The organism is Streptomyces sp. CBMA156, assembly GCF_014596515.1.
Lineage (GTDB): Bacteria > Actinomycetota > Actinomycetes > Streptomycetales > Streptomycetaceae > Kitasatospora.
The window spans coordinates 1-19985 of the sequence record NZ_MSJQ01000349.1 but is presented as its reverse complement, the minus strand read 5'-3'; the positions used below and the strand labels follow the sequence as shown (position 1 = coordinate 19985).

16 protein-coding genes and 1 pseudogene are annotated in these 19985 nt (G+C 73.9%); 7 read left to right on the top strand and 10 right to left on the bottom strand.

The window, feature by feature from the left end:
- Window positions 1–530 precede the first annotated feature (530 nt).
- Window positions 531–995: a phage tail protein gene (locus tag BU198_RS30180; protein WP_188300038.1), complete on the top strand. Its 465-nt coding sequence runs from the start codon at window positions 531–533 to the stop codon at window positions 993–995.
- Window positions 996–998: 3 nt separating this feature from the next.
- Here BU198_RS30180 and BU198_RS30175 read toward each other — a convergent pair whose 3' ends face one another.
- Window positions 999–1877, bottom strand: a complete 879-nt coding sequence (locus BU198_RS30175) for a phenylalanine 4-monooxygenase (protein WP_223245143.1) — start codon at window positions 1875–1877, stop codon at window positions 999–1001.
- 139 nt (window positions 1878–2016) lie between these two features.
- Window positions 2017–3519, bottom strand: a complete 1503-nt coding sequence (locus BU198_RS30170; RefSeq protein WP_317620379.1) for an IucA/IucC family siderophore biosynthesis protein — start codon at window positions 3517–3519, stop codon at window positions 2017–2019.
- A gap of 34 nt (window positions 3520–3553) precedes the next feature.
- Between BU198_RS30170 and BU198_RS30165 the strand changes: the two genes are divergently transcribed.
- Window positions 3554–5104, top strand: coding sequence for an IucA/IucC family protein (locus tag BU198_RS30165; RefSeq protein ID WP_188300035.1), 1551 nt, complete (start codon window positions 3554–3556; stop codon window positions 5102–5104).
- A 63-nt stretch (window positions 5105–5167) separates the two neighbouring features.
- Here BU198_RS30165 and BU198_RS30160 read toward each other — a convergent pair whose 3' ends face one another.
- Window positions 5168–5725, bottom strand: a complete 558-nt coding sequence (locus tag BU198_RS30160; RefSeq protein WP_223245138.1) for a TetR/AcrR family transcriptional regulator — start codon at window positions 5723–5725, stop codon at window positions 5168–5170.
- A 303-nt stretch (window positions 5726–6028) separates the two neighbouring features.
- Here BU198_RS30160 and BU198_RS30155 point away from each other — a divergent pair, with 303 nt between their 5' ends.
- On the top strand, window positions 6029–7765 hold the full coding sequence (locus BU198_RS30155; protein WP_188300033.1) for an amidase: 1737 nt from the start codon (window positions 6029–6031) through the stop codon (window positions 7763–7765).
- A 139-nt stretch (window positions 7766–7904) separates the two neighbouring features.
- On the opposite strand, the gene BU198_RS30150 is transcribed toward BU198_RS30155, so the two are convergent.
- Genes BU198_RS30150 through BU198_RS30130 form a run of 5 tightly spaced genes read right to left on the bottom strand, consistent with a single transcriptional unit; the run spans window position 7905 to window position 13773 of the window.
- A complete protein-coding gene (locus tag BU198_RS30150) occupies window positions 7905–9323 on the bottom strand; it encodes an MATE family efflux transporter (RefSeq protein ID WP_188300032.1) in 1419 nt (472 codons plus the stop codon).
- 24 nt (window positions 9324–9347) lie between these two features.
- Window positions 9348–10379 carry a cysteine synthase family protein gene (locus tag BU198_RS30145; RefSeq protein ID WP_188300031.1) on the bottom strand — a complete coding sequence of 344 codons (1032 nt, stop codon included), beginning with the start codon at window positions 10377–10379 and terminating at the stop codon, window positions 9348–9350.
- Window positions 10380–10411: 32 nt separating this feature from the next.
- Window positions 10412–11761, bottom strand: a complete 1350-nt coding sequence (locus tag BU198_RS30140; protein ID WP_188300030.1) for a Y4yA family PLP-dependent enzyme — start codon at window positions 11759–11761, stop codon at window positions 10412–10414.
- Window positions 11752–12741 (bottom strand): ornithine cyclodeaminase family protein, encoded by a 990-nt coding sequence (locus tag BU198_RS30135; protein WP_188300029.1) that lies wholly within the window; start codon window positions 12739–12741, stop codon window positions 11752–11754. The genes BU198_RS30140 and BU198_RS30135 overlap by 10 nt, the downstream gene beginning before the upstream one ends.
- A 42-nt stretch (window positions 12742–12783) precedes the next feature.
- Window positions 12784–13773 carry a TauD/TfdA family dioxygenase gene (locus tag BU198_RS30130; protein WP_188300028.1) on the bottom strand — a complete coding sequence of 330 codons (990 nt, stop codon included), beginning with the start codon at window positions 13771–13773 and terminating at the stop codon, window positions 12784–12786.
- Window positions 13774–14157: 384 nt separating this feature from the next.
- Between BU198_RS30130 and BU198_RS30125 the strand changes: the two genes are divergently transcribed.
- The 4 genes from BU198_RS30125 to BU198_RS30110 are packed head-to-tail and all read left to right on the top strand — an operon-like array spanning window position 14158 to window position 19017.
- Window positions 14158–15717, top strand: a complete 1560-nt coding sequence (locus tag BU198_RS30125; RefSeq protein WP_188300027.1) for an ABC transporter substrate-binding protein — start codon at window positions 14158–14160, stop codon at window positions 15715–15717.
- Entirely contained in the window at window positions 15714–16709 is a 996-nt protein-coding gene (locus tag BU198_RS30120) for an ABC transporter permease (protein ID WP_223245136.1), read from the top strand. The genes BU198_RS30125 and BU198_RS30120 overlap by 4 nt, the downstream gene beginning before the upstream one ends.
- Window positions 16706–17557, top strand: a complete 852-nt coding sequence (locus tag BU198_RS30115) for an ABC transporter permease subunit (RefSeq protein ID WP_188300026.1) — start codon at window positions 16706–16708, stop codon at window positions 17555–17557. Before BU198_RS30120 ends, BU198_RS30115 begins: the two co-directional genes overlap by 4 nt.
- Window positions 17554–19017 (top strand): ABC transporter ATP-binding protein, encoded by a 1464-nt coding sequence (locus BU198_RS30110; protein WP_317620378.1) that lies wholly within the window; start codon window positions 17554–17556, stop codon window positions 19015–19017. Before BU198_RS30115 ends, BU198_RS30110 begins: the two co-directional genes overlap by 4 nt.
- Before the next feature lie 18 nt (window positions 19018–19035).
- On the opposite strand, the gene BU198_RS30105 is transcribed toward BU198_RS30110, so the two are convergent.
- The gene (locus BU198_RS30105) at window positions 19036–19611 is read right to left on the bottom strand and encodes a MarR family winged helix-turn-helix transcriptional regulator (RefSeq protein ID WP_188300024.1); all 576 of its coding nucleotides are present in this window, start codon (window positions 19609–19611) and stop codon (window positions 19036–19038) included.
- Window positions 19612–19729: 118 nt separating this feature from the next.
- Window positions 19730–19985 (bottom strand): annotated as a pseudogene (locus BU198_RS42735) (M56 family peptidase); the annotation flags it as partial.

Sequence of the window (19985 nt, the reverse complement as noted above, 5' to 3'; positions counted from 1 at the left end):
CGAGTTCCTCCCCCGGTCGCGTCCCGGTCCCACCCGTCCATCCGGTCCGGCCGGACATCGGCCACGGACGGACACCCCACGGGCGCACCGGCGCAGTGATCACCGGCAATCGGTCGCCGGATAGCGGACGATGCTGTCAGATCCGATCGGTGAACGGAAGGGATTCGAGCCAATCAAGGAAGCAATGAACACGTTCCTTGCCGTGGCGGCATCCGCACCGGGAGAGAATTCCCTGAAATGCCGTGAACACTTCACACATTCGGCTTCACCGCACCCGTCTGACCTGGGTTCCTCCCTTTCGCGGAATTTCCTGCCCGGGATGCTGAACCCGTGGAGCCGCCGTATCCGTTGACCCGGACTCCACGGGCTGATCACCCGTTCGGCGGAGGTCCCCGGGCGCGTGCCCACCGTGGTGGGCAGGCTCGATGACACCGTTGCGGCTGTCCCCCCGACGGCCGGGCCCCGGCCTTCGTACGCGCCGCCCGGCCAGGGGCCCGCCGCCCACCGACGCCGACGAGGAAGTACCCGCCATGACGTACACCGTGGATTTCCACACCGTCTCGACCGTTGGCCTGGAGTCCTCTCCCGTCGCGGAGGCTCTTGCCGGTCTGCGGGCGAACGAGGCCCGCTACTTCAGGAACAAGTACGACCACGTCTTCACGGTGGAGCCGGCGGGCGACGCCGGGGAGACCGTCGACTGGGTGCACCGGATCCTCCGGGAGGAACGCGACATCGTCATCGCCTCCCGCCCGCTCCAGGCCACGGCCTTCGAGGTCGAGAACATCCGCATGGCCTACGTCTTCTACGAGAGCGGACTGTCGGTCAACGTGATGTACACCGTCGACGACGCCAAGAAGCGGGCGGTCGGGTTCAAGCTCTCCGAGGGGATGGAGATCCCGGAGGAACTCGCCTCCCGCTTCAAGTTCGCCCGGCAGAAGTCGAAGCTCGCCGGTACCATCCGCGGCTCGTACTTCGTCGTCAAGAACGAGTACTGACAGTCACCGCAGGGCCGGGTGGCCGGGGTGCCGTCCGAAACGCGCCGCGCTGTCGTCGTCCAGCCGCTCCAGGAAGCCGCCCAGGGTGTCGGCGACCTCGTGCAGGCAGCGGGCGGCGAAGAGCACCGGCTGGTAGCCGGTGATGTCGTACGCGGTGCCCAGCATGGCGCCGATGTCGAGGGGACGGACGCGGGCCTGCCCGAGGCGGCGGATCTCGCCGTAGGACGACAGCAGGGCGGCCCCGTACGCCTTGGGCGTCCCGCCTTCGTCGAGGACCCCGTACTCCAGGGTGAACCAGTAGACGTCGCTGATCATCTGCAGGACGTCGGCGCGGTCGATGCGCCCGGCCGCCCGCCCGATGAGGCGGTAGATGTCGGCGAAGGCGGGCGAGACCAGGTGGATGCCGTGGCCGAGGACGTCGTGGAGGACGTCGGGCTCGGGGGTGAACAGCGGCAGGGCGGGGTGCCGGACGAACTGCACGGCGTGGAAGTACCCCTCGGCCATCGAGCCGAGGAACCGCTTGTTCTCGACCACGCCGGGCGCGGCGGTCAGCACGAAGCCCGTCAGCCGCCGTAGCTGCGAGCCGACTTCGGCATGCTGGGGGATGTGGTCCGCAGGGATGGAAACCTGCCCCCGGGCCTCCAGCGCGGCGCGGCAGGCGTGCTCGCCCTGGGCCGTCCACAGGGCCCGGCGGACGGTGCGCCAGGTCCGCTCCTCGCTCTCGCTGTAGGCCACCACCGGGGACGGCGCGCCGACCCGCAGTCCGCGGGCGAGCGCGGCGACCTCCTCGCGCCGCCGCAGGTAGGCGGGGTCGCTGAAACCGGGGTGCTCGGCGGCCTTCCCCAGCCGGCCGTCGGGAGCGACGGGCGTGCGCGCCGGCATGTCGTCCACGAATCGATTATTCCCGGGGGTCCGGCCCGGCGCATCCGGCTGCCCCGCCAGGGCGGGCCGGGGGCCGATCGCACCCCGGCCCCGCCGGCCGGATCCGCGCGTTGTCCGCGGACGGCTGCTTCCGGCGGATTCAGCCGTTCCGGGCCGGGTTCGGCAGCAGGGCCCAGCGGACACCGTCCGGGGCCAGCCGCATCAGGGTGAGCGCCTTGGCCGGCACCGGATCCGCCACCAGGGCCCGCAGGTCGGGGGTCGCGGGGAGGTCCCGGGTGGCGGCTTCGAGGAGCGCGCCCAGGGCGGCGGCGCTGCCGGCCAGCGGGCCCAGCGAGCCCGTGACGAGGCAGCCGAAGGCGTGGCGGCGCAGGCCGGGCGGATCGTCGTCCACGAGTCGGCCGGTCGGCGGCGACGGAAGCCGGTGGCGGAGCAGCCGGGTGGGGCTGACGCGGATGTCGGCGAGGTCGCGGTAGACCAGCCGCCGGGCTCGCCCCTCCTCGTCGAGGACGGCGAGGAGGTTCTGCCCGTGAGCCCCCAGGGCCACCCCCAGGTCGAGCATGTCCAGGCAGACCCCCACGGCCAGCCGCGCGAACCCGGTGATCCGGCTCCACCGCTCGCCGGGGGTGAGCGGCGCGAAGAACGCGGGCAGTTCCGCCACCGGTACCACCTGCTCCCCCGCCCCGGCGTACGTGTACGGCGACTGCCGCAGCACCGCGGCCAGGTCCGGTGTGCCGGCTCCCGCCGCCGCCAGGGTCCGCGCGATGTGCAGCCGGCCGCCCAGCCGGGCCGCGGCACGCTCGACGACCTCGGAGGTGGTCAGCGCGTGCTCCACCGAGTGGGCGGAGATGTCCCGCACCGCGGAGGTGAGCCGGGTGCTCAGCGCCGTCTTGACGTGCACGTCCCCTCCCGGGTCGAGCGTCCGCAGGGAGAGCAGCGGGTGGGCCCGCGGCCCTGCCAGCAGGGTGCGTCCGGTCAGGGTGTGCTCGGCCTGCCACGGGTGAACCGGGATCAGCGTGACCCGGCCGTCGCGCAGGTCCGCCGGCCACGGGCCGCGCAGCACGGCGTCGGCCACCGGCGTGAGCCGCAGCCCCACCACCGGCCGGTGTTCCGGCGCGTATGCCAGTTGCTCGGCGGCCGAGAAGCCCGGCCGGGACCGGCAGGTGGGGTGGTACGGGTGCCCGTCCGGTGACCGCTGCTCCCACTGCCACGGCGCCGTCGGCGGGTCGGCGGGCCGAGGGGCCGTGCGCGAGAGCGCCATCGAGGCGGCGCTGTGATCGAGTTCGGCGGCGAGCCGCCCGCCGCCGGGCACGGCCAGGGCCGTCAGCAACCGGCCCGGGTGGCCGAACGGGCGGCCGTCCAGCTCGACGCGGGCGATCGCCGTCCCCGTCGCCCACGGGTCCGACGGCGGACCGTGCAGACGCCGCCCGTCCGCCAGCTCCAGCCCGACACCGTCGCGCCCGGTGGTCCGCCGCACGACCCAGGGCAGCGGCTCGTGCACCAGCCCCCGCCACAACCGTGCCAGCACGGCGGCCCGCGCCCCGGGCAGAGCGGCCAGGTAGGCATCGACCCGCTCCGGCCGGATGGCGCCCAGTTGCTCTGCCAGCCGCCGCTCGGCGGCGCTGCCGCACACCCGATCTCCCACCACACCCAGCTCGTTCCACGTAGGGTGGCGGCCCATGCGGGACTTCGCCCGGGCAGCCGACGCGCTGTCCGTCACGCCTCTGCTCAACTGCCTCCTGCGTGAAGCCGCCGAACCGGCGGGGAGCACACCCGCCGGCCACACCGTCCACCGCCTGCACGCCAGCGGACGGCTGCTCCGGGTCCGCACCCGTCACCGGCCCTCCTCGCCGGAACTGTGGACCGGTACGGGCTGGCGGCCGCTGCGCCACGCCGGGCTCGTCGATCTCGCCGCACAGGAGATGCGGGCCACCACCGGGCGTGCCAACCCCGCGCTCGTCACCGAGGCGACCGCCAGCCGCGCGGCCCTGGAGGCCGTCCTCGCCGCCCGGGCCCGCGCCACCCCACCCGACGACCTGTGGCTGCGTTCCGAACAGGCCCTCGTCATGGGCCACCCCTGCCACCCGGCTCCCAAGGCGCGCAGTGGTGGCGGTCCGCCCGCCGCCTGGCTCCGCTACGCCCCGGAGGCGTACGCCCGCTTCCCGCTCGTCCTGCTCGGCGTGTCGACGGACGCGGTGGTCGACGAGGGCGACACCCGCGTCCTCGACTCCCTGGGGCAGGCTCCGCCCGGGTTCCGTCTGCTGCCCGTCCATCCCTGGCAGTTCGCGCTCAGCCGCCGGCTGCCCGCGGTGCGCGCCGCCTTCGCCCGGGGCCGTCTCGTCCGGCTGGGCACCACTGCCTGGCAGGCCCGGGCGACGTCGTCGGTGCGCACCGTCCACGTCCCGGGGGGTCCTGAGGGCCCCGGACCGGCCGACCTGTTCCTGAAGTTGAGCCTGGAGGTGTGGATCACCAACGACGTCCGGCGGCTGTGGCTGCACGACCTGCGCCAGGGGCGCCGCAGGGACCCGCTGGCCACCGCCGCCTTCGCGGCGATGGACGGCGCGGCGGCCTGGTTGAGCGAACCCGGGCACCGTACGGTCCGCGGTCTTGAGGAGACCTTCCCGGTCGTGGTCCGGGACGGCCTGGACGGGCACCTCCTGCCGGGCGCCACCGCGGTGCTGGCCGCCGCGCTCGCCGAGCGCTTCGACGGCAACCCGCTCGACCGGGTCACCGATCCGCTGCGCTGGTGGTCGGCGTACCTGGGCCACGTCGTCCCGCCCGTCCTGGAGGCGTACGCCCGCTACGGCGTGGCGGTCGAGTGCCATCTCCAGAACACCCTCGTCGGCGTGGACGCGGACGGCGTTCCCGTGCAGGCCGTCTTCCGCGACACCGAGGGTGTCAGGGTCGTCCCCGAGACGCCTCGCGAGGCGGCCTGGCAGCGTCTGGTGTACTGCCTCGTCGTCAACAACCTCGGCGAGATCGCGGGCACCCTCGCGCACCGCTTCCCGGGGACGGCGGGCGAGCTGTGGCCGGTCGCGCGGCGGGAGTTCGAGAGGTGCGACCGGGAGCGCGGCGTCCCGGAGATCACCGCGCTCCTCGGCGCGGCCACGGTCCCGGGCAAGGCCAGCCTGCTCTCCCGCTGGCTCGACCTGGGCGGCACGGAATCCCGCTTCGTGCCCGTTCCCAACCCGCTGGCCGGCGGTGCGGGCGAGGTCCGCGGACGCCTCTGACACGGCGTCGGCGGATGCGCGTCCGTGCGGCGGACCAGCGGACCGCGGCAGCGGGGCGCGCCGTCACGGCCGGGCGGGCGGGCGCAGTTCGCGTTCGAGGGCGGCCAGGGCGAACGCGTCCGCGGAGGCGTGGAGCCAGCGCGGCCGTCCGAACATGATGTCGCCGGAGAGCCCGTTGAGCATGGCCACCGCCCTGATGGTGAACTCGGCGGTGTCCACGTCGGCGAACCGTCCCGAGGCCCGGCCTTCGAGGAGGACGGCTTCCAGGCGCTCCTCCCAGACGTCGGACAGCTCGGTGAGCAGGTGCCGCCCCTCGTCGTCGTGGTGCTGGGCCAGGACCTGCGTCCACAGGGCGTAGCGTTCGTCGCCCTGGTGGCGGGGCAGGTAGAAGCGGACGAACAGGGCCAGCTTCTCCGCGGGGGAGGCGGCCTGGTCAGCGGCCTGTTGGTACCGGCTCCCGAGGTCCGCCTCGCTCCAGACGAGGACTTCGAGCAGCAGGCGGTCCTTCTTGCCGAAGTGGTAGAGGATGTGCCCGGTGCTCATGCCGGCCCGCGCGGCGATGTCCGACATCCGTACGCCCGCGGCGCCCTTCTCGGCGATGGCGCTGATGGCGGCCCGCATCGCCCTTCCCCGTGCCTCGTCGCCGCTGGGCCGGCGCTTCCTTTCGGTCGGGGTCCGGGCGGGCCGGGGGGCGGTGCGCGGTCCGGTGTCCGCCGCGGGTCCGGGCGGGCTGTCCGGCGGGGGGAGGGGCTGTGGCCGGGTGGGCTCTGGCGTCGGCATGGCCTCGTCTCGGTTCCGTGGTCCTAGATCGGTAGTCTAGACTGAAAATCTAGTCAGTGCGGCTGAGCGGCATGACGGCGCGCGCGATCGGCCCGAAGCCCGGCGGTCCGCACTGTCCGACCCGACCATCCAGGAGACACCCGCATGACGCGCGGATTCGATGTTGTGGAGACCGGTATCGCCGACCTGCGCGCGGCGCTGGAGAAGGGCGAGGCCACCGCGGTCGGGCTGCTCGACGCCTACCTCGCGCGGATCGCCGCCTACGACCGGCCCGGCAGCGCCACCGCGCTCAACGCGATGGTCGTGATGAATCCGGACGCCCGCGCCGAGGCGGAGGCCTCCGACGCCCGCCGCGCGCGCGGCGAGACCCTCGGCCCGCTGGACGGCATCCCGTACACCGCGAAGGACAGCTACCTCGCGAAGGGGCTGACGGCCGCGGCCGGTTCGCCGGCCTTCGAGCACCTCGTCGCCCAGCGCGACGCCTTCGCCGTCGAGCGGCTGCGCGCGGGCGGGGCCGTCCTCATCGGCTTGACCAACATGCCGCCGATGGCCAACGGCGGCATGCAGCGCGGCGTGTACGGCCGCGCGGAGAGCCCGTACAGGGCCGACTGGCTCACCAGCGCCTACGGCTCCGGCTCCTCCAACGGCTCGGGCACCGCGACGGCCGCCTCGTTCGGCGCGTTCGGCCTCGGCGAGGAGACCTGGTCGTCGGGCCGGGCACCCGCCTCCAACAACGCGCTGTGCGCCTACACGCCCAGCCGCGGCGTGATCTCGGTGCGCGGCAACTGGCCGCTCGTGCCGACCATGGACGTCGTGGTCCCGCACACCCGCACCATGGCCGACCTGTTCGAACTGCTCGACGTCGTCGTCGCCGACGACCCGCAGACGCGCGGCGACCTGTGGCGCGCCCAGCCGTGGGTGCCGATTCCCGCGGCGTCGCGGGTGCGCCCCGCCTCGTACCCGGCGCTCGCCCCGGCCGACGCGCAGGGCGCACGCGCCTCGCTCGCCGGCAAGCGCGTCGGCGTCCCCGCGATGTACATCAACGCCGACCCCGACGCCGGCACCAACCCCGACGGCGGCATCGGCGGCCAGACCGGTCAGCGGATCGACACCCGCCCCTCGGTGATCGCCCTGTGGGAAGCCGCCCGCCGGGACCTGGAGGCGGCCGGCGCCGAGGTGGTCGAGGTCGACTTCCCGGTCGTGACCAACTACGAGTCCGACCGCCCCGGCGCGCCCTCGCTGCTCACCCGCGGGCTGGTCGGCCGCGACTTCCTCACCGTCGAGATCGAGGACCTGTCCGCCTGGGCGTGGGACGACTTCCTGCGCGCCAACGGCGACCCGGAGCTGGACACCCTGGCCGAAGTCGACGGCGACCGCGTCTTCCCCAAGCAGGAGGGTGAACTCCCGGACCGCTACGAGGGCTTCGACGACACGATCGGCGACTACCCGCGCCTCGTGCGCGAGCGCCCGTACGCGTCCTTCACCGACATGCCGCACCTCGAACAGGGACTGCGCGGGCTGGAGGAGACCCGCCGGGTCGACCTGGAGCTCTGGATGGACGGCCTGCGGCTGGACGCGGTGGTGTTCCCCGCGGTCGCCGACGTCGGCCCGGCGGACATGGACGTCTCCGAGGCGTCCGCCGACCTCGGCTGGCGCAACGGCGTCTGGGTCGCCAACGGCAACCTGGTGCCCCGTCACCTCGGCATCCCGACGGTGACCGTGCCGATGGGCACCATGACGGACACCGGCATGCCCGTCGGACTGACCTTCGCGGGCCGCGCCTACGACGACACCGCCCTGCTGACCCTCGCCGCGGCCTTCGAGGCGACCGGCAGCCGGCGGACGATGCCGCCGCGCACGCCGCGACTGCCGGCGGAGTGACGTGCCGGCGAAGTGACATGACAACGGCGTGACATGACGGCGGCGCGGCACCCTCGGGGTGCCGCGCCGCCGCCGTGGTCGGGCCGGGGCATCATGCCGGCCGGGGACCGGACCTCCCGGCCCCCGGACGCGGTTCGGCTCAGCCCGCCACGGCCGCTTCGGGCACGGCGGCGGCCTTGGCGGTGAGGGCGAGGCCGTAGCGGCGCAGCAGCAGGACGGCGGTGGTGGCGAGGCCGATGAGCAGGCCGAACCAGAGGCCGCGGGTCTCGCCGCCGAGCGGGTAGGCGAGCAGCCAGGCGGCGGGCAGGCCGACGAGCCAGTAGCCGATCAGGGTGATGCGGAAGCCGCTCCTGGTGTCGTCGAGGCCGCGCAGCAGTCCGACGCCGATGTTCTGGGCGCAGTCGAAGAACTGGAGGACGGCGACGACGGCCAGCAGGCCGGTGGCGATCTCCAGGCCCTGCCGGTCGGCTGCCGAGCCGGCGTCGAAGTAGGGCCGCAGGACGAGGTCGGGGAGGGCGAGGTAGGCGATGCCGACGAGGGTGGTGACGACCGCTCCGCAGGCGAGGGCGGTGTTCTTGATCCGGCGGGCGGCGGTGTACTCGCCGAGGGCGAGCTCCCGGCTGACGTTGATGGACGCCGCGTGGGAGAGGCCGACGGCGACCTGGAAGACGATGTAGATCAGCTGGTTGACGGCGGTGTGGGCGGCGAGCGCGGCGGCGCCGAAGCTGCCGGCGAACAGGGCGGTGACGGAGAAGAACCCGGCCTCGGAGCCGTAGGTGGCGGCGATCGGGGTGCCGAGGCCGAGCAGGCGGCGGACGGTGGCCGCGTCGGCGCGCCAGAAGTCCAGGCTCAGCAGTGGCGCCAGCTGCGGGTCGCGGCGGGCGGAGCCGAGGAGGGCGAGGAAGGACAGCAGGTAGACGCTGCTGGTGGCGACGCCGATGCCGGTGAGTCCGAGCTGCGGCAGGCCCCAGGTGCCGTGGATGAAGATCCAGTTGAGCCCCGCGTTGACGGCGACGGAGGCGATGGTGATCCGCAGCAGGGCCTGGGGGCGGCGCATGCCGACGGTGAACTGACGGATCGCCTGGAACCAGAGGCAGGGCAGCAGGCCCGGCGCCAGCGCGGCGAGCATGCCCTGGGCCCGGTGGGCGACGGCGGCGTCCTGGCCGAGCAAGGTCGCGGCCTGGCCGATGAGGACCATCAGGACGGCTCCGGCGAGGCCGGCGAGCGTGGCGACCGCCATCGCCGCCCGCACCAGGCCCCGTACGTCGTCGTCGCCGGTGCCCTCGGCCTCCTCGGAGCCCTGGGCCCGTTCGGCCCGGGCCGCGGCGGCCGCGACCTGGTTGCCGACGGAGGTGACGAGGCCGACGCCCATGGTCCGCAGCTGGTTGAAGACGACCAGGGCGAGGCCGCCGGCCGCCAGGGCCTCCGTGCCGAGGACGCCCATCATGATGGTGTCGGTGGTGGTGAGGGCGACCTGGGCGAGCTGGGTGAGGGCGAGCGGGACGGCCAGTGCGGCGAGGGCGCGGCTGTCGCGGACGAGGGTGGCTAGCTGCTGCATCGTGGGTGTCACGTTTCTCGGAAGTCAGGGCCTGCGGAGTTTGGTGAGCGTCTCGTCGATGTCGGCCTCCACGGCCTCGTCGAGCAGTGCCCGGGCGTTCATCCAGTCGTCGTTGAAGACGGTGTCCAGGTACTTCTCGCCACCGTCGTTGACGAAGGCGACCATAACGGCATCCGGCGCCAGGGTCTTCAGGCGGTTCAGCGCTTCGTGGACGACGCCCCCGGCGGAGCCGCCGATGAGCAGGCCGGTGCGGCGGGCGACGACGCGGGCGGTCGCGAAGGCCTCGACGTCGCCGACCTTCACGCCCTCGTCGATGAGGTCGTAGTCGACCAGCAGGCCGATGGTGGCGCCCTCGGGGGTGCCGGTGCCGGACTGGTAGTAGTCGTGGGCGGGCGGGCCGAAGGCGATCGAGCCCTTCGGTTCGACGCCCACGACGGCGACGCCGGGCACGGACTTCCTGAGTTCGCGGGCGGTCCCGCACAGGCCGCCGCCGGTGCCGACCGCGCCGATCAGCACGTCGACCCGGTGGTCGAGGGCCTGGGCGATCTCGCGGCCGACGGCGTAGTACCCGACGGCGTTGCCGGGGTTGTTGTGCTGCTCGGTGAAGACGGTGTTGTCCTTGCCGCGGGCCATCTCCTCGGCGAGTTCCTCGCGGGCCGCGGTGTGGAGTTCCTCGCCGTCGGTGTCGGCGTCGACGTAGACGAGTTCGGTGCCCATCGCCTTCATGCCGCGCAGTTTGTCGGCGGCGGCGTGGTTGTCGACGACGGCGGTGAAGCGGTAGCCGCGTTCGGCGGCGACCACGGCCAGGCCCAGGCCGGTGTTGCCGGAGGTGGACTCGATGATGTGGCCGCCCTCGCGCAGCTCGCCGCGCTCCTCGGCGTCGAGGACCATCTGGCGGGCCATCCGGATCTTGGCGCTGCCGGTGGGGTTGAACATCTCCAGCTTGAGGAGCAGCCGGGCGCCGTTGTCGGCGCGGGCGAGTTCGAACAGCGGGGTGTACCCGATGAGGTCGGAAATCCGGCTGACCACCGGGGGGCGGTTCAGGGCGTCGGTCATGGTGGGGCTCCGTGGGGACGGCGGGGCGGGGGTCAGCGGTCGAGGTGCCAGCGCGGGCGGTCGCCGTGGTGGTCGACGACGACCTTCGGCGGCAGCGGGAGTTCGTGGAAGGGGGACTCGTTGGAGTCCATCTGGTAGCCGGCGGTGTTGGGGTAGACGAGCAGGTCGCCGACCCGGGGCCGGGCGGGGAAGGCGATCTTGCGCCAGGTCAGCAGGTCGGAGTCCAGGCAGCTGGCCCCGCCCACGCAGGCCGGGTACGGCCGGTCGGTCGGCTCGTCGCCTGCTGTGCCTTGGCTGCGGTCGCGGAGCAGGACCGGATCGGGCAGGTACTCGCTGTTGAACCACTGCTCGGACAGGCTGAGGCTGGTGCCGTCCACGGTGACGATCCCGTACCCGGCGCGGTCCTTGACCCCCTGGACGGGGAACACCGACGACCCGGCGCGGTCCAGCAGGGCGCGGCCGGGCTCCAGCAGGAGCAGCACGCCGGCCCGCCGCAGCCGCTCGGCGAGGCTCGGACCACTGCCACCGGGGCTGGCGGCGAGGATCGCGCGCAGCGCGTCCGCGCCGGCGACGGGGGAGTGGTACGGGTAGAAGTCGCCCGCGGCGAAGGCCTTCTCGCCGTGGTAGTGCCCGGGCCCCTGTCCGGCGAGGAAGGTGTCCCAGGCATCGGCGGCGACGTAGTCGACGGGGAAGCCGCCGCCGATGCTGATCCGGTCCGCCCGCAGGCCCGACGCCCTGGCCTTGAGGCAGAGTTCGACGAGTTCCCCGGCGAGGTCGGCGCGCGGCTGGATCGCGTAGCCGGAGAGGTGGAAGCTGAAGCCCTCCATCCGTACGGCGTCCCCGGCCGCGGCGCAGCGCCGCAGCGCCTCGTGCAACTGCGCGTCGTCCAGGCCGAACCGGCTGCGCGGCTGGTCCTGCGGGTACCGGCGCAGCAGGACCCGTACGGGGCGGTCGCCGCCGAGGCCGGGCAGGCGCTCCAGCTCGTCGAGGGCGTCGACGGCGATCAGCGCGCCCTGCCGGGCCGCGACCAGCAGCAGCTCCGGGGACTTGGCGGGGCCGGTGACGACGAGGTCCTCGCCGCGCACGCCGTGGCCGAGGGCGTCGCGCAGTTCGCCGAGCGAGGCGACGTCGACTCCGGCGCCGGCCGCGGCGCAGCGCTCGACGTACACGGAGGCCTTGTTGGCCTTCTTCGCGTAGTGGACCCGGCCTTCCACCCCGGCGTCGGCCAGGGCGGCGCGGAACGCGGCGAGGTTGGCGTCGAACCGCTCGGGCAGCAGGTAGTGGAAGGGGCCGCGGAGGCCGTGGGCGAGTTCGTGGAGCAGGCCGCTGTCGTGGATCCGGTCGGCGAGCGGGTCGGGGTGGGCGGGCAGGGTCAGCGCCACAGCGCCACCTCGGTGCCGAGGCCCTGGCCGGCGGCGAGCTGGGCGAAGCGGTGGCCCAACGCGATGTCGGTGACGACGAGTCCGCTGTTGTAGGCGAAGATCCGCTGTCCGGGGGCGGTGCGGGCCCGGGAGGCGCCGGAGATGACGACGGGCAGCTCCAGGTCGACGGCCGGGAGGTTGCCGTCCGCGTCGGCCATGTCGGTGCCGGTGACGCGCATCTGGGCCTCGCTGGTGGCGATCACCCGGTCCGCCCGGTGGAGGGTGGAGGGAGCCAGGCCGTGGCCGACGAGGATCGCCACCGCACCGGGCCTCAGCCAGTCGGCCTCGACGGCGGCCGGGGTGTGCCCGCCGGCGGTGGCGACGACGACGTCGGCGTCGCGGGCGGCGGCCTCCAGGTCGGTGACCGGTTCGATCTCCCGGTCGGGGAAGTGCCGGGCGAGTTCGGTGCGGACCGCGGCGATGCCGTCGGGGTGGGTGCCGGACAGCAGGAGGCGCTTCAGCCCGGGCAGGGTGGTGAGCAGGAACGGCAGGGCGAGCCGGCCCTGGGTGCCGGTGCCGATCACCAGCGCGGTGGACGCGCCGGGGGCGGCGCACTCGCGGGCCAGCAGGGCGGAGACGGCCGGGGTGCGCAGGGAGCCGATGCGGGAGCAGTCCATCATGGCGACGGGCAGGCCGGTGACGTCGTCGTAGATGGTCAGCGTCGTGTAGTAGTGCTGGTTCTCGCGGCTCTCGTCGAGGCCGTGCTTGTACGAGGTCTTGACGGCGACGACGTTGCGCACACCGTCGCGGCCGAGCATGGCGTAGGAGACGGAGTGGCCGTCGGCGGGCTTGACGGTGAGTTTGCGCGGGTTGTCGGACTGCCCGGCGGCCAGGGTGCGGTAGGCCTGTTCGACGGTGTCGACGACGTCGGCGAGGCTGATGTCCAGGCCGGCGAGGTCGCTGGTGGACAGTACGCGCAGGGTGGTGTCGTCCCGGTCCATGAGGGTGCCCTTTCGAGGTGGTGAGGCGGCGGTAGCGGTGGTTCAGGCGGCCCAGGCGGTGAGGGCGGCCTGGCCGTAGCCGTGTTCGTCGTTCTCGGCGGCCGGGCGGGTGGGGCGCTTCCCGACGCGGACCGAGGCGCGCTTGAGCCAGCGGTCGGTGCCGTCGTAGCGGGCCTGGAACGGCACCCGGCCGTGGACGACGAGGTCGTTGTCGACGACCAGGACGTCACCGGGCTCCAGGCTCACCGCGACCGAGACCCGGGCGAGTTCCTCCCCGAGGCGCCCGTACGCCTCGCGCCATGCCTCGTCGGTCTCCTCCAGCGGGGTGTAGGCGGGGTCGTAACGCATCGTCAGGCCCTCGGGCGTCTCGAACAGGGTGGGCACCGGAGCGGGCCGGCCGCCGAACTGCCGGGCCTGCTCGTAGGCGTCGTCGGGCAGGATCGGCGCGACGGGCCGCTTCAGCTGCTCGACGTCGGCGTCGGACAGGTCGGCGAGGCGCACGCCGGCCGCGGTGGTGGCGATGGCGTCGTGGTTGCGCATGCAGCACAGCAGCAGCAGGTGCGCGCGGCCCGGGTGGAAGGCGTCCTCGGTGTGCGGGGTGAGCAGGACGGAGCTGGAGGCACCGGTCTGCTCGCTCTCGTGGCCGGGCGAGGGCACGATGTTGTGCACGAACCGGCCGTCCTGCTGGCCGTCCCACGCGATCGGGGTGCCCATCAGGGTGGAGACGAGCAGCAGCACCACGTCCCAGAGCGCGCCGGCGTCACCGACGGTGGACCAGTGGCCGGGCGTGGGGCCGAGATCGGAGTCGTCGATCTCCAGGCCGCGCAGCACGAACAGGCCGTCGGGGGTGTCGACCGGACGCAGCCGGTGGCGCAGCGGCTCGCCGAGCCGGGCGCAGGCCGCGGGCAGGTCGGCGAGCAGGGCGGGGCTGGTCGCGGAGCCGTGGAGGGCCAGCAACTCGGCGGCGGTGGTGGTGAGTTCCGCGACGTCGTCGGCGTCGAGACGGCGTACCGGGGCAGGGCAGGTGGGCACGGCGGGACCTTCCGGGGACAGGAGAGGAGAAGGAGCACTGGTGCGGGCACGTGGCATCACCGCGCCGGTGTGGGACGGCGACGGGAGCTGCGCGTGGGGCGGTGGTCCGGGGCGGCTCGAACGGCCGGACGACAGGAAACGTAACAACGACTTTGAGGTTAGGCAAGCCTTACCCGGCTGGATGTCTACATTTACGTAGTCCCTGTTCCGGGGGGCGGCGCACGCGCCGCGCAGGGGTAACGCCCCTGCTCAAGAAGTGAGTTGGAGGTCGGGGGCGCGTGGCCGGAAGTCGGCCGCGCCCCGTCGGACGGCTTGCGACATGGCTCGAATTTAGGGTAGGTAACCCTAAGCAAATCGAGTACGGAACCGAGACGAGGATCGAACGTGGGCGTCACCAGACGACAGCTGCTGTGGGCCGGAGCCGGAGCCGGGGCGATCGGCGTGCTCGCCGCCTGCGGTGGCGGCAAGGGTGGCTCCACGGAAGCCGCGCCCTCCGGCGGAGACGGCCGGCAGCCCCGCCCCGGCGGGACGCTGAAGATCGGCGCGCTGGGGAAGGCCTCCGCCGTCACCCGGGACCCGCACGGCACCCAGGCCAACGAGAGCGACTACCTCGTCATCAGCCTGATCTACGACACGCTCGCGATACCCGGGGACAAGACCAACACCGCTCCCCGCCTGGCCGCCTCCTGGAAGCCGTCGGAGGACCTGAAGACCTGGCGGTTCACCCTGGCCGACGGTGCCACGTTCCACGACGGCACCCCGGTCACCGCGGACGACGTCGTCTGGTCGCTGAAGCGGCTGCGCAACACCCCGGCCGGCAAGAGCCGGCTGCCCGGCATCCAGCCCGAGGGCATCACGGCCGAGGACGCCAGGACCGTCGTCCTGGTCTCCGACTACCCCAACGCCGACCTGCCGCTACAGACCCGCCTGACCACCTTCGTCCTCAAGAAGGACACCAAGGACGACGCGATCGCCGGCGCCCCTGGCACCGGCCCCTTCAAGCTCGACTGGTACCGCGACGGCAACGCCCGCCTGGTGCGCAACGACACCTGGTACGGCGGCAAGGTCCTGCTGGACGCCGTGGAGGTGCGCCTCTTCGAAAGCCCCCAGGCCATGGCCAACGCCCTGCTCGCCGGGCAGATCGACGTCGCGTCCAACGTCGGCGCCGTCGCCGCCCGCACCGCCGAGGCCCGCAAGGACGTCCAGATCGTCCGCCGCCCCAACGACATGGCGATGCCCATCGTCATGCGCACCGCCGATGGCCCGTTCGCCGACGTACGGGTGCGCGAGGCCCTCAAGCTCGCCGTCGACCGCGACGCCATGGTCAAGCAGGTCCTCTCCGGCTACGGCAGCGTCGGCAACGACATCCTCGGCACCGGCGACCCGGCCTTCGCCAAGGACATCCCGCAGCGCACCCGGGACCTGACCAAGGCCAGGCAACTGCTCGCCGACGCCGGCTTCGACACCTCGAAGACGTACGACCTGGTCACCACCGAGGACATCGCCGGCCTGGCGGAGTCCGCGACGCTGTTCGCCACCCAGGTCCGCGAGGCCGGAGTGAAGATCAACGTCGTGAAGCAGGACTCCAAGGCGTTCTGGGACGCCACCTGGCTCAAGGGCACGCTCTACACCAGCTACTGGGGCACCAACGACTCCGTCGTCTTCTTCGCCTCCAAGACGATGCTCTCGGACGCCGGCCAGAACGAGTCCGGCTGGAACGAGCCGAGCTTCGACGAGGCCTACCGCAAGGCCATGGGCACCGCCGACCCCGCCGAGCGAGGCACGCTGCTGCACCAGCTCCAGGAGATCGAGTTCGCCGGGTCCGGCTACCTGCTGTGGGGCATGGCCGACGGCATCGACCTGGCCGGCGCCGCCGTCCGCGACCTGCCCAGGCTCCCCGGCTACGGCCGCGTCCAGCTCGAGAAGACCTGGCTGGCGCGTTGACCACGCTCCAACCGGGCGCCCGCGCGCCCCGCCGCCTCCCGGCCCGCATCCTCCCCGGTGCGGGCCGGGCCGCCCGCCAGGCGGCCCGACGCCTGGTCATGCTCGTCGTCCTGCTCGCGGCGGTGTTCGCCGCCATCGAGCTCCTGCCCGGCGACGCCGCCGGCGCGACCTCCGACCGGGGCGTCACCGCCGCCGACCTCACCGCCCGCCGCACCGCCATGGGCCTCGACCGCCCGGTCGCCGAGCGGTTCTGGGACTGGATGACCGGCCTGCCCACCGGCGACCTCGGCACCACCGCGCGCGGACAGCACGTCACCGACGTCCTGGCCGGCCCCTTCCCCAACACCCTCCTGCTCGGCGCCCTCGCCCTCGCCCTGAGCACCGCCGGCGCGCTCGCCCTCGGCGGCTGGGCCACGCTGCGCCCGGGCGGACGCGTCGACCGCGCCGTCGACGCCCTGTCCACCGCCGCGTTCGCCCTGCCGGAGTTCGTCGTCTCCGTCGCCCTGCTCCTGCTGCTGTCCCAGTGGACCGGCTGGCTGCCCGCCGTCACCCTCACCGGACCGGACGGCAGACCCGAGTCGTGGACCATGATCGTCCTGCCGCTGCTCTCCCTGGCGGTCCCCCAGATCGGCTGGAACACCCGCATCGTGCGCGGCGCCCTCGCCGACCAGTCGGCCCTGCCGCACGTTCAGGCCGCCATCCTCGACGGCCTGCCCCGCCGACGCGTCCTCAGCCACCACATGCTCCCCGGTGCCCTGCCGGCCGTCGCCGTCGGCATCGCCACCTCCGCCGGCATGCTGCTCGGCGGCACCGTCGTGGTCGAGACCCTCTTCAACTACCCCGGCATCGGCGCCATCCTGGCCGGAGCCATCACCGACCGCGACACCCCGCTCATCGCCGGAGTCGTGGCCGCGGCCGGCGCCGCCATCAGCCTGCTCCTGCTGCTCGCCGACCTCGTCCGCACCACCACCCTCGGAGAGGAGCGCCGATGACCGCCGACGCCCCGACAGCGGCCCCCGCGCCCACCGTCCGACGCACCAGGCGGCGGGTGTTCGTGCGCGCGGTTCCCGCACTCGTCCTGGTCGCCCTCGCCCTCGCCGGCCCTCTCCTCGCCGCGCACCCGATCGACGCCCCGGTCACCTTCCCCTACGCCGAAGCGGGCGGCGACGCACCGCTCGGCGGCGACCAGCTCGGCCGCGACGTCCTCAGCCGCCTCCTGACCGGCGGCGCACCCCTGATCGCCACCGCCCTGGCCATCGCCCTGGTCGTCACCGCGGCCGCCACCGCCATCGGCATCGTCGCCGTACTGCGCCCGGCCCTCGGCCGGTGGATCGAACGAGCCGCGGACCTGACGATCCTGCTGCCCTCCGTCCTCGCCATCATGCTCATCGCCCTGGCCTGGCCCGCCGGCGGACGCCTGGCCGTCGCGGCCGCCGCCACCCTTCTCGGCATCCCCTACGCGGTACGGATCGTCGCGGCCGCAGCCGCCCCCGTCGCCACCACCGGCTTCGTCGAGGCCGCGGCCGCGGGCGGCGAGAACCTCTGGCACCTCACCGTCCACGAGGTCCTGCCCAACCTGCGCTCCACCGTCCTCGCCCTGTTCGGCCTGCGCTTCGTCGAAGGTATCTACATCGTCTCCGTCGCCGCCTTCCTCCAACTCGGCCCCCAACCCCCGGAAGCCGACTGGGCGCTGATGATCCGCGAGAACGCCGCCGGCATCACCCTCAACCCGTGGGCCGTCGGCGCCCCCTGCCTCGCCATCGGCCTGCTCGCCATCAGCGTCAACCTCGCCGCCGAAGCCCTCGCCCCCGCCCGGCCCACCCCGGAGACCCCGCTGTGAGCACCACCGACCCCGCCGCCCGCGCCGCCGGACTGTCCGTCACCCTCGGGGACACCCCGCTGCTCACCGACGCCACGCTCACCCTCACCCCGGGCCGCATCACCGCCGTCACCGGCCCCTCCGGCGCCGGCAAGACCACCCTGCTGCGCGCCCTCGTCGGCGCCCTCCCCCCGGGCGCGCACGCCGCGGCCGGCAGCCTCACCGTCCTCGGCCACGACATCCTCACCCTCCCGCCCGAGGAACTGCGCCGGCTGCGCCGCCACAAGCTCGCCTTCGTCGGCCAGGACCCGGGCTCCGGACTCAACCCCCGGATGCGCGTCGCCCGGCTCATCGGCGAGACCTCCCCGCAGCGCCGCCGAACCCCGGTGGCGGACCTGCTGAGCGTCGTCCGGCTGCCGGCCGGCGAAGGCCTCGAACACCGCCGCACCGCGAGCCTGTCCGGCGGACAGCAGCGGCGCGTCGCCCTCGCCCGCGCCCTCGCCCGCCGGCCCGCGATCCTCCTCCTCGACGAACCCACCGCCGGCCTGGACGCCGCCCTGCGCGACGACATCGCCGACCTGCTGCGCGACCTCGCCGACCGGGACGCCATCGCCATCGCCCTCACCAGCCACGACTCCGACTTCGTCGCCCGCTGCGCCGACGAGGTCCTCGCACTGGAGCCCGCTCGCCCGGCCACGGTCCCGAGCACACCGGCAACACCCCCGGAGCCCACGCCGGTTCGCGCTCGCGCCGGTACGGAGCCCGTCGTCGAGGTGAAGGCACTCGACGCCAGGGTCGGCACCGGCCGGACCCGCCACCAGGTCCTCTCCGGCCTCGACCTCACCCTGCACCCCGGCACGCTGACCGGGATCACCGGCCCGTCGGGATGCGGCAAGACCACCCTGCTGCGCACCCTCGCCGGCCTCCACCGCCCCGAGGCCGGAAGCATCAGCCTCGGTGGCGAACCCCTGGCCCCCTCCTACCGACGGCGCACCCGCGACCAGCGGAGCCGCATCCAGCTCGTCCCGCAGAACCCGCTCGGCGCCCTCAACCCCGCCCACACCGTCGGCGCCACCCTCGCGCGCCCGCTGAAGCTCCACTTCGCCCGGCCCGCCGACCGGTGCGACGCCCGCGTCGCCGAACTGCTCACCGCCGTCGGCCTCACCCCCGGCCACGCCGACCGCCACCCCCAGGAACTCTCCGGCGGGCAGCGCCAGCGGGTCTCCATCGCCCGGGCCCTGGCCGCCGAACCCGACGTGCTGCTCTGCGACGAGGTCACCTCCGCCCTCGACGCCGACACCGCCGACGGCATCATGGAACTCCTGCGCCGCCTGCGGACCGACCAGGGCCTCGCCGTCGTCCTGGTCAGCCACGACCTGCCCCTGGTGTCGGCCCACGCGGACCGTCTCCTCGCGCTCGACGGCGCCGGCGGGGCACCGTTCACGAAGCACCGGGCGGCCCTCAGCCCGGTGCCGAACTGAGTTCTCCGCGCGGGGGAGTCAGCCCGCCGTCGCGACGCCCGGTCCGTCGGCCGGGCCGACGCCGTCCCGGACCCGCTCCCAGGTGCGCCGGGATCCGCGGGTCAGTGCCCAGCCGTCGTCCTCACGGAGCCGCGGCCGTTGCCCGGCTCCGCGGGCGGCGGCCGCGCACACGCGCCGGAGAAGGGAGTTGAGCTCGGCGCGCTGCCCCTTCGTCAGGGGCGCCAGCAGGTCGTCCTGGGTCGCGGACGCGTCGGTGTGGAGCACGTCCAGGGCGGACTCGCCCGAGGGGGTGATCGTCAGAACCTCCTGCCGACCGCCGACGTGGACGACCATCGACTGGAGCAGGCGTGCCGACAGGAGGTCGTCGAGGGCCTGGTCCACCTCGGCCCCGGGCGCCGTGACCCGGGTGGTGAGATCGTGCCGACCGTGCGGTCCCAGCTGCGCCAGCGCCGACAGCAACGCGTGGTGGACCGGAGTCAGCCCCCGGTGTTCCAGCCGCTCCGCCAGCAGACGGTCGACGGCCCGCCCGGCCTCCGACAGGAGGTAGACGGACTGCTCGAACGGACTCGACGATCCCTGCCGTCCGTCGTACACACCGTGTCCCCATCATCGGAAAAGCGCGACGCCCCGGGCGTCGAAAGAAGCAAGCCGAGGCTCACCATACCCACGCTTCCGATCATTGGTCTACATCGATGTCGTCAGATCAGCGCCGTCAGACCGGTCCGTGGCCGACGATCCTCCTGGCCGCGTACTCCACGTACTCGTGCAGGCCGTAGGCGAGGCCGAGCGCCAGCAGGGCCGACACCACGACCGCGGCGACGAGACCGGACGCGGCCGCACGTGGCCCGCGCCCCGTGGGCCCGGCGGGCTCCGGCTCCAGCAGAGCCTGAACGCGCCGGGGGACCGGCCCCGTGCTCACTGACAGGAAGCCGCTGCCGCGCCCACCCGCCCCGGCCAGCGCGGCCCGG

What these genes read in the sequence shown, in the direction of transcription:
- BU198_RS30180 (WP_188300038.1), top strand. Translation starts at nt 531, where the DNA reads ATGACGTACACCGTGGATTTCCACACCGTCTCGACCGTTGGCCTGGAG.
- BU198_RS30175 (WP_223245143.1), bottom strand. Translation starts at nt 1,877, where the DNA reads ATGCCGGCGCGCACGCCCGTCGCTCCCGACGGCCGGCTGGGGAAGGCC.
- BU198_RS30165 (WP_188300035.1), top strand. Translation starts at nt 3,554, where the DNA reads ATGCGGGACTTCGCCCGGGCAGCCGACGCGCTGTCCGTCACGCCTCTG.
- BU198_RS30160 (WP_223245138.1), bottom strand. Translation starts at nt 5,725, where the DNA reads ATGCGGGCCGCCATCAGCGCCATCGCCGAGAAGGGCGCCGCGGGCGTA.
- BU198_RS30155 (WP_188300033.1), top strand. Translation starts at nt 6,029, where the DNA reads ATGACGCGCGGATTCGATGTTGTGGAGACCGGTATCGCCGACCTGCGC.
- BU198_RS30150 (WP_188300032.1), bottom strand. Translation starts at nt 9,323, where the DNA reads ATGCAGCAGCTAGCCACCCTCGTCCGCGACAGCCGCGCCCTCGCCGCA.
- BU198_RS30145 (WP_188300031.1), bottom strand. Translation starts at nt 10,379, where the DNA reads ATGACCGACGCCCTGAACCGCCCCCCGGTGGTCAGCCGGATTTCCGAC.
- BU198_RS30135 (WP_188300029.1), bottom strand. Translation starts at nt 12,741, where the DNA reads ATGGACCGGGACGACACCACCCTGCGCGTACTGTCCACCAGCGACCTC.
- BU198_RS30115 (WP_188300026.1), top strand. Translation starts at nt 16,706, where the DNA reads ATGACCGCCGACGCCCCGACAGCGGCCCCCGCGCCCACCGTCCGACGC.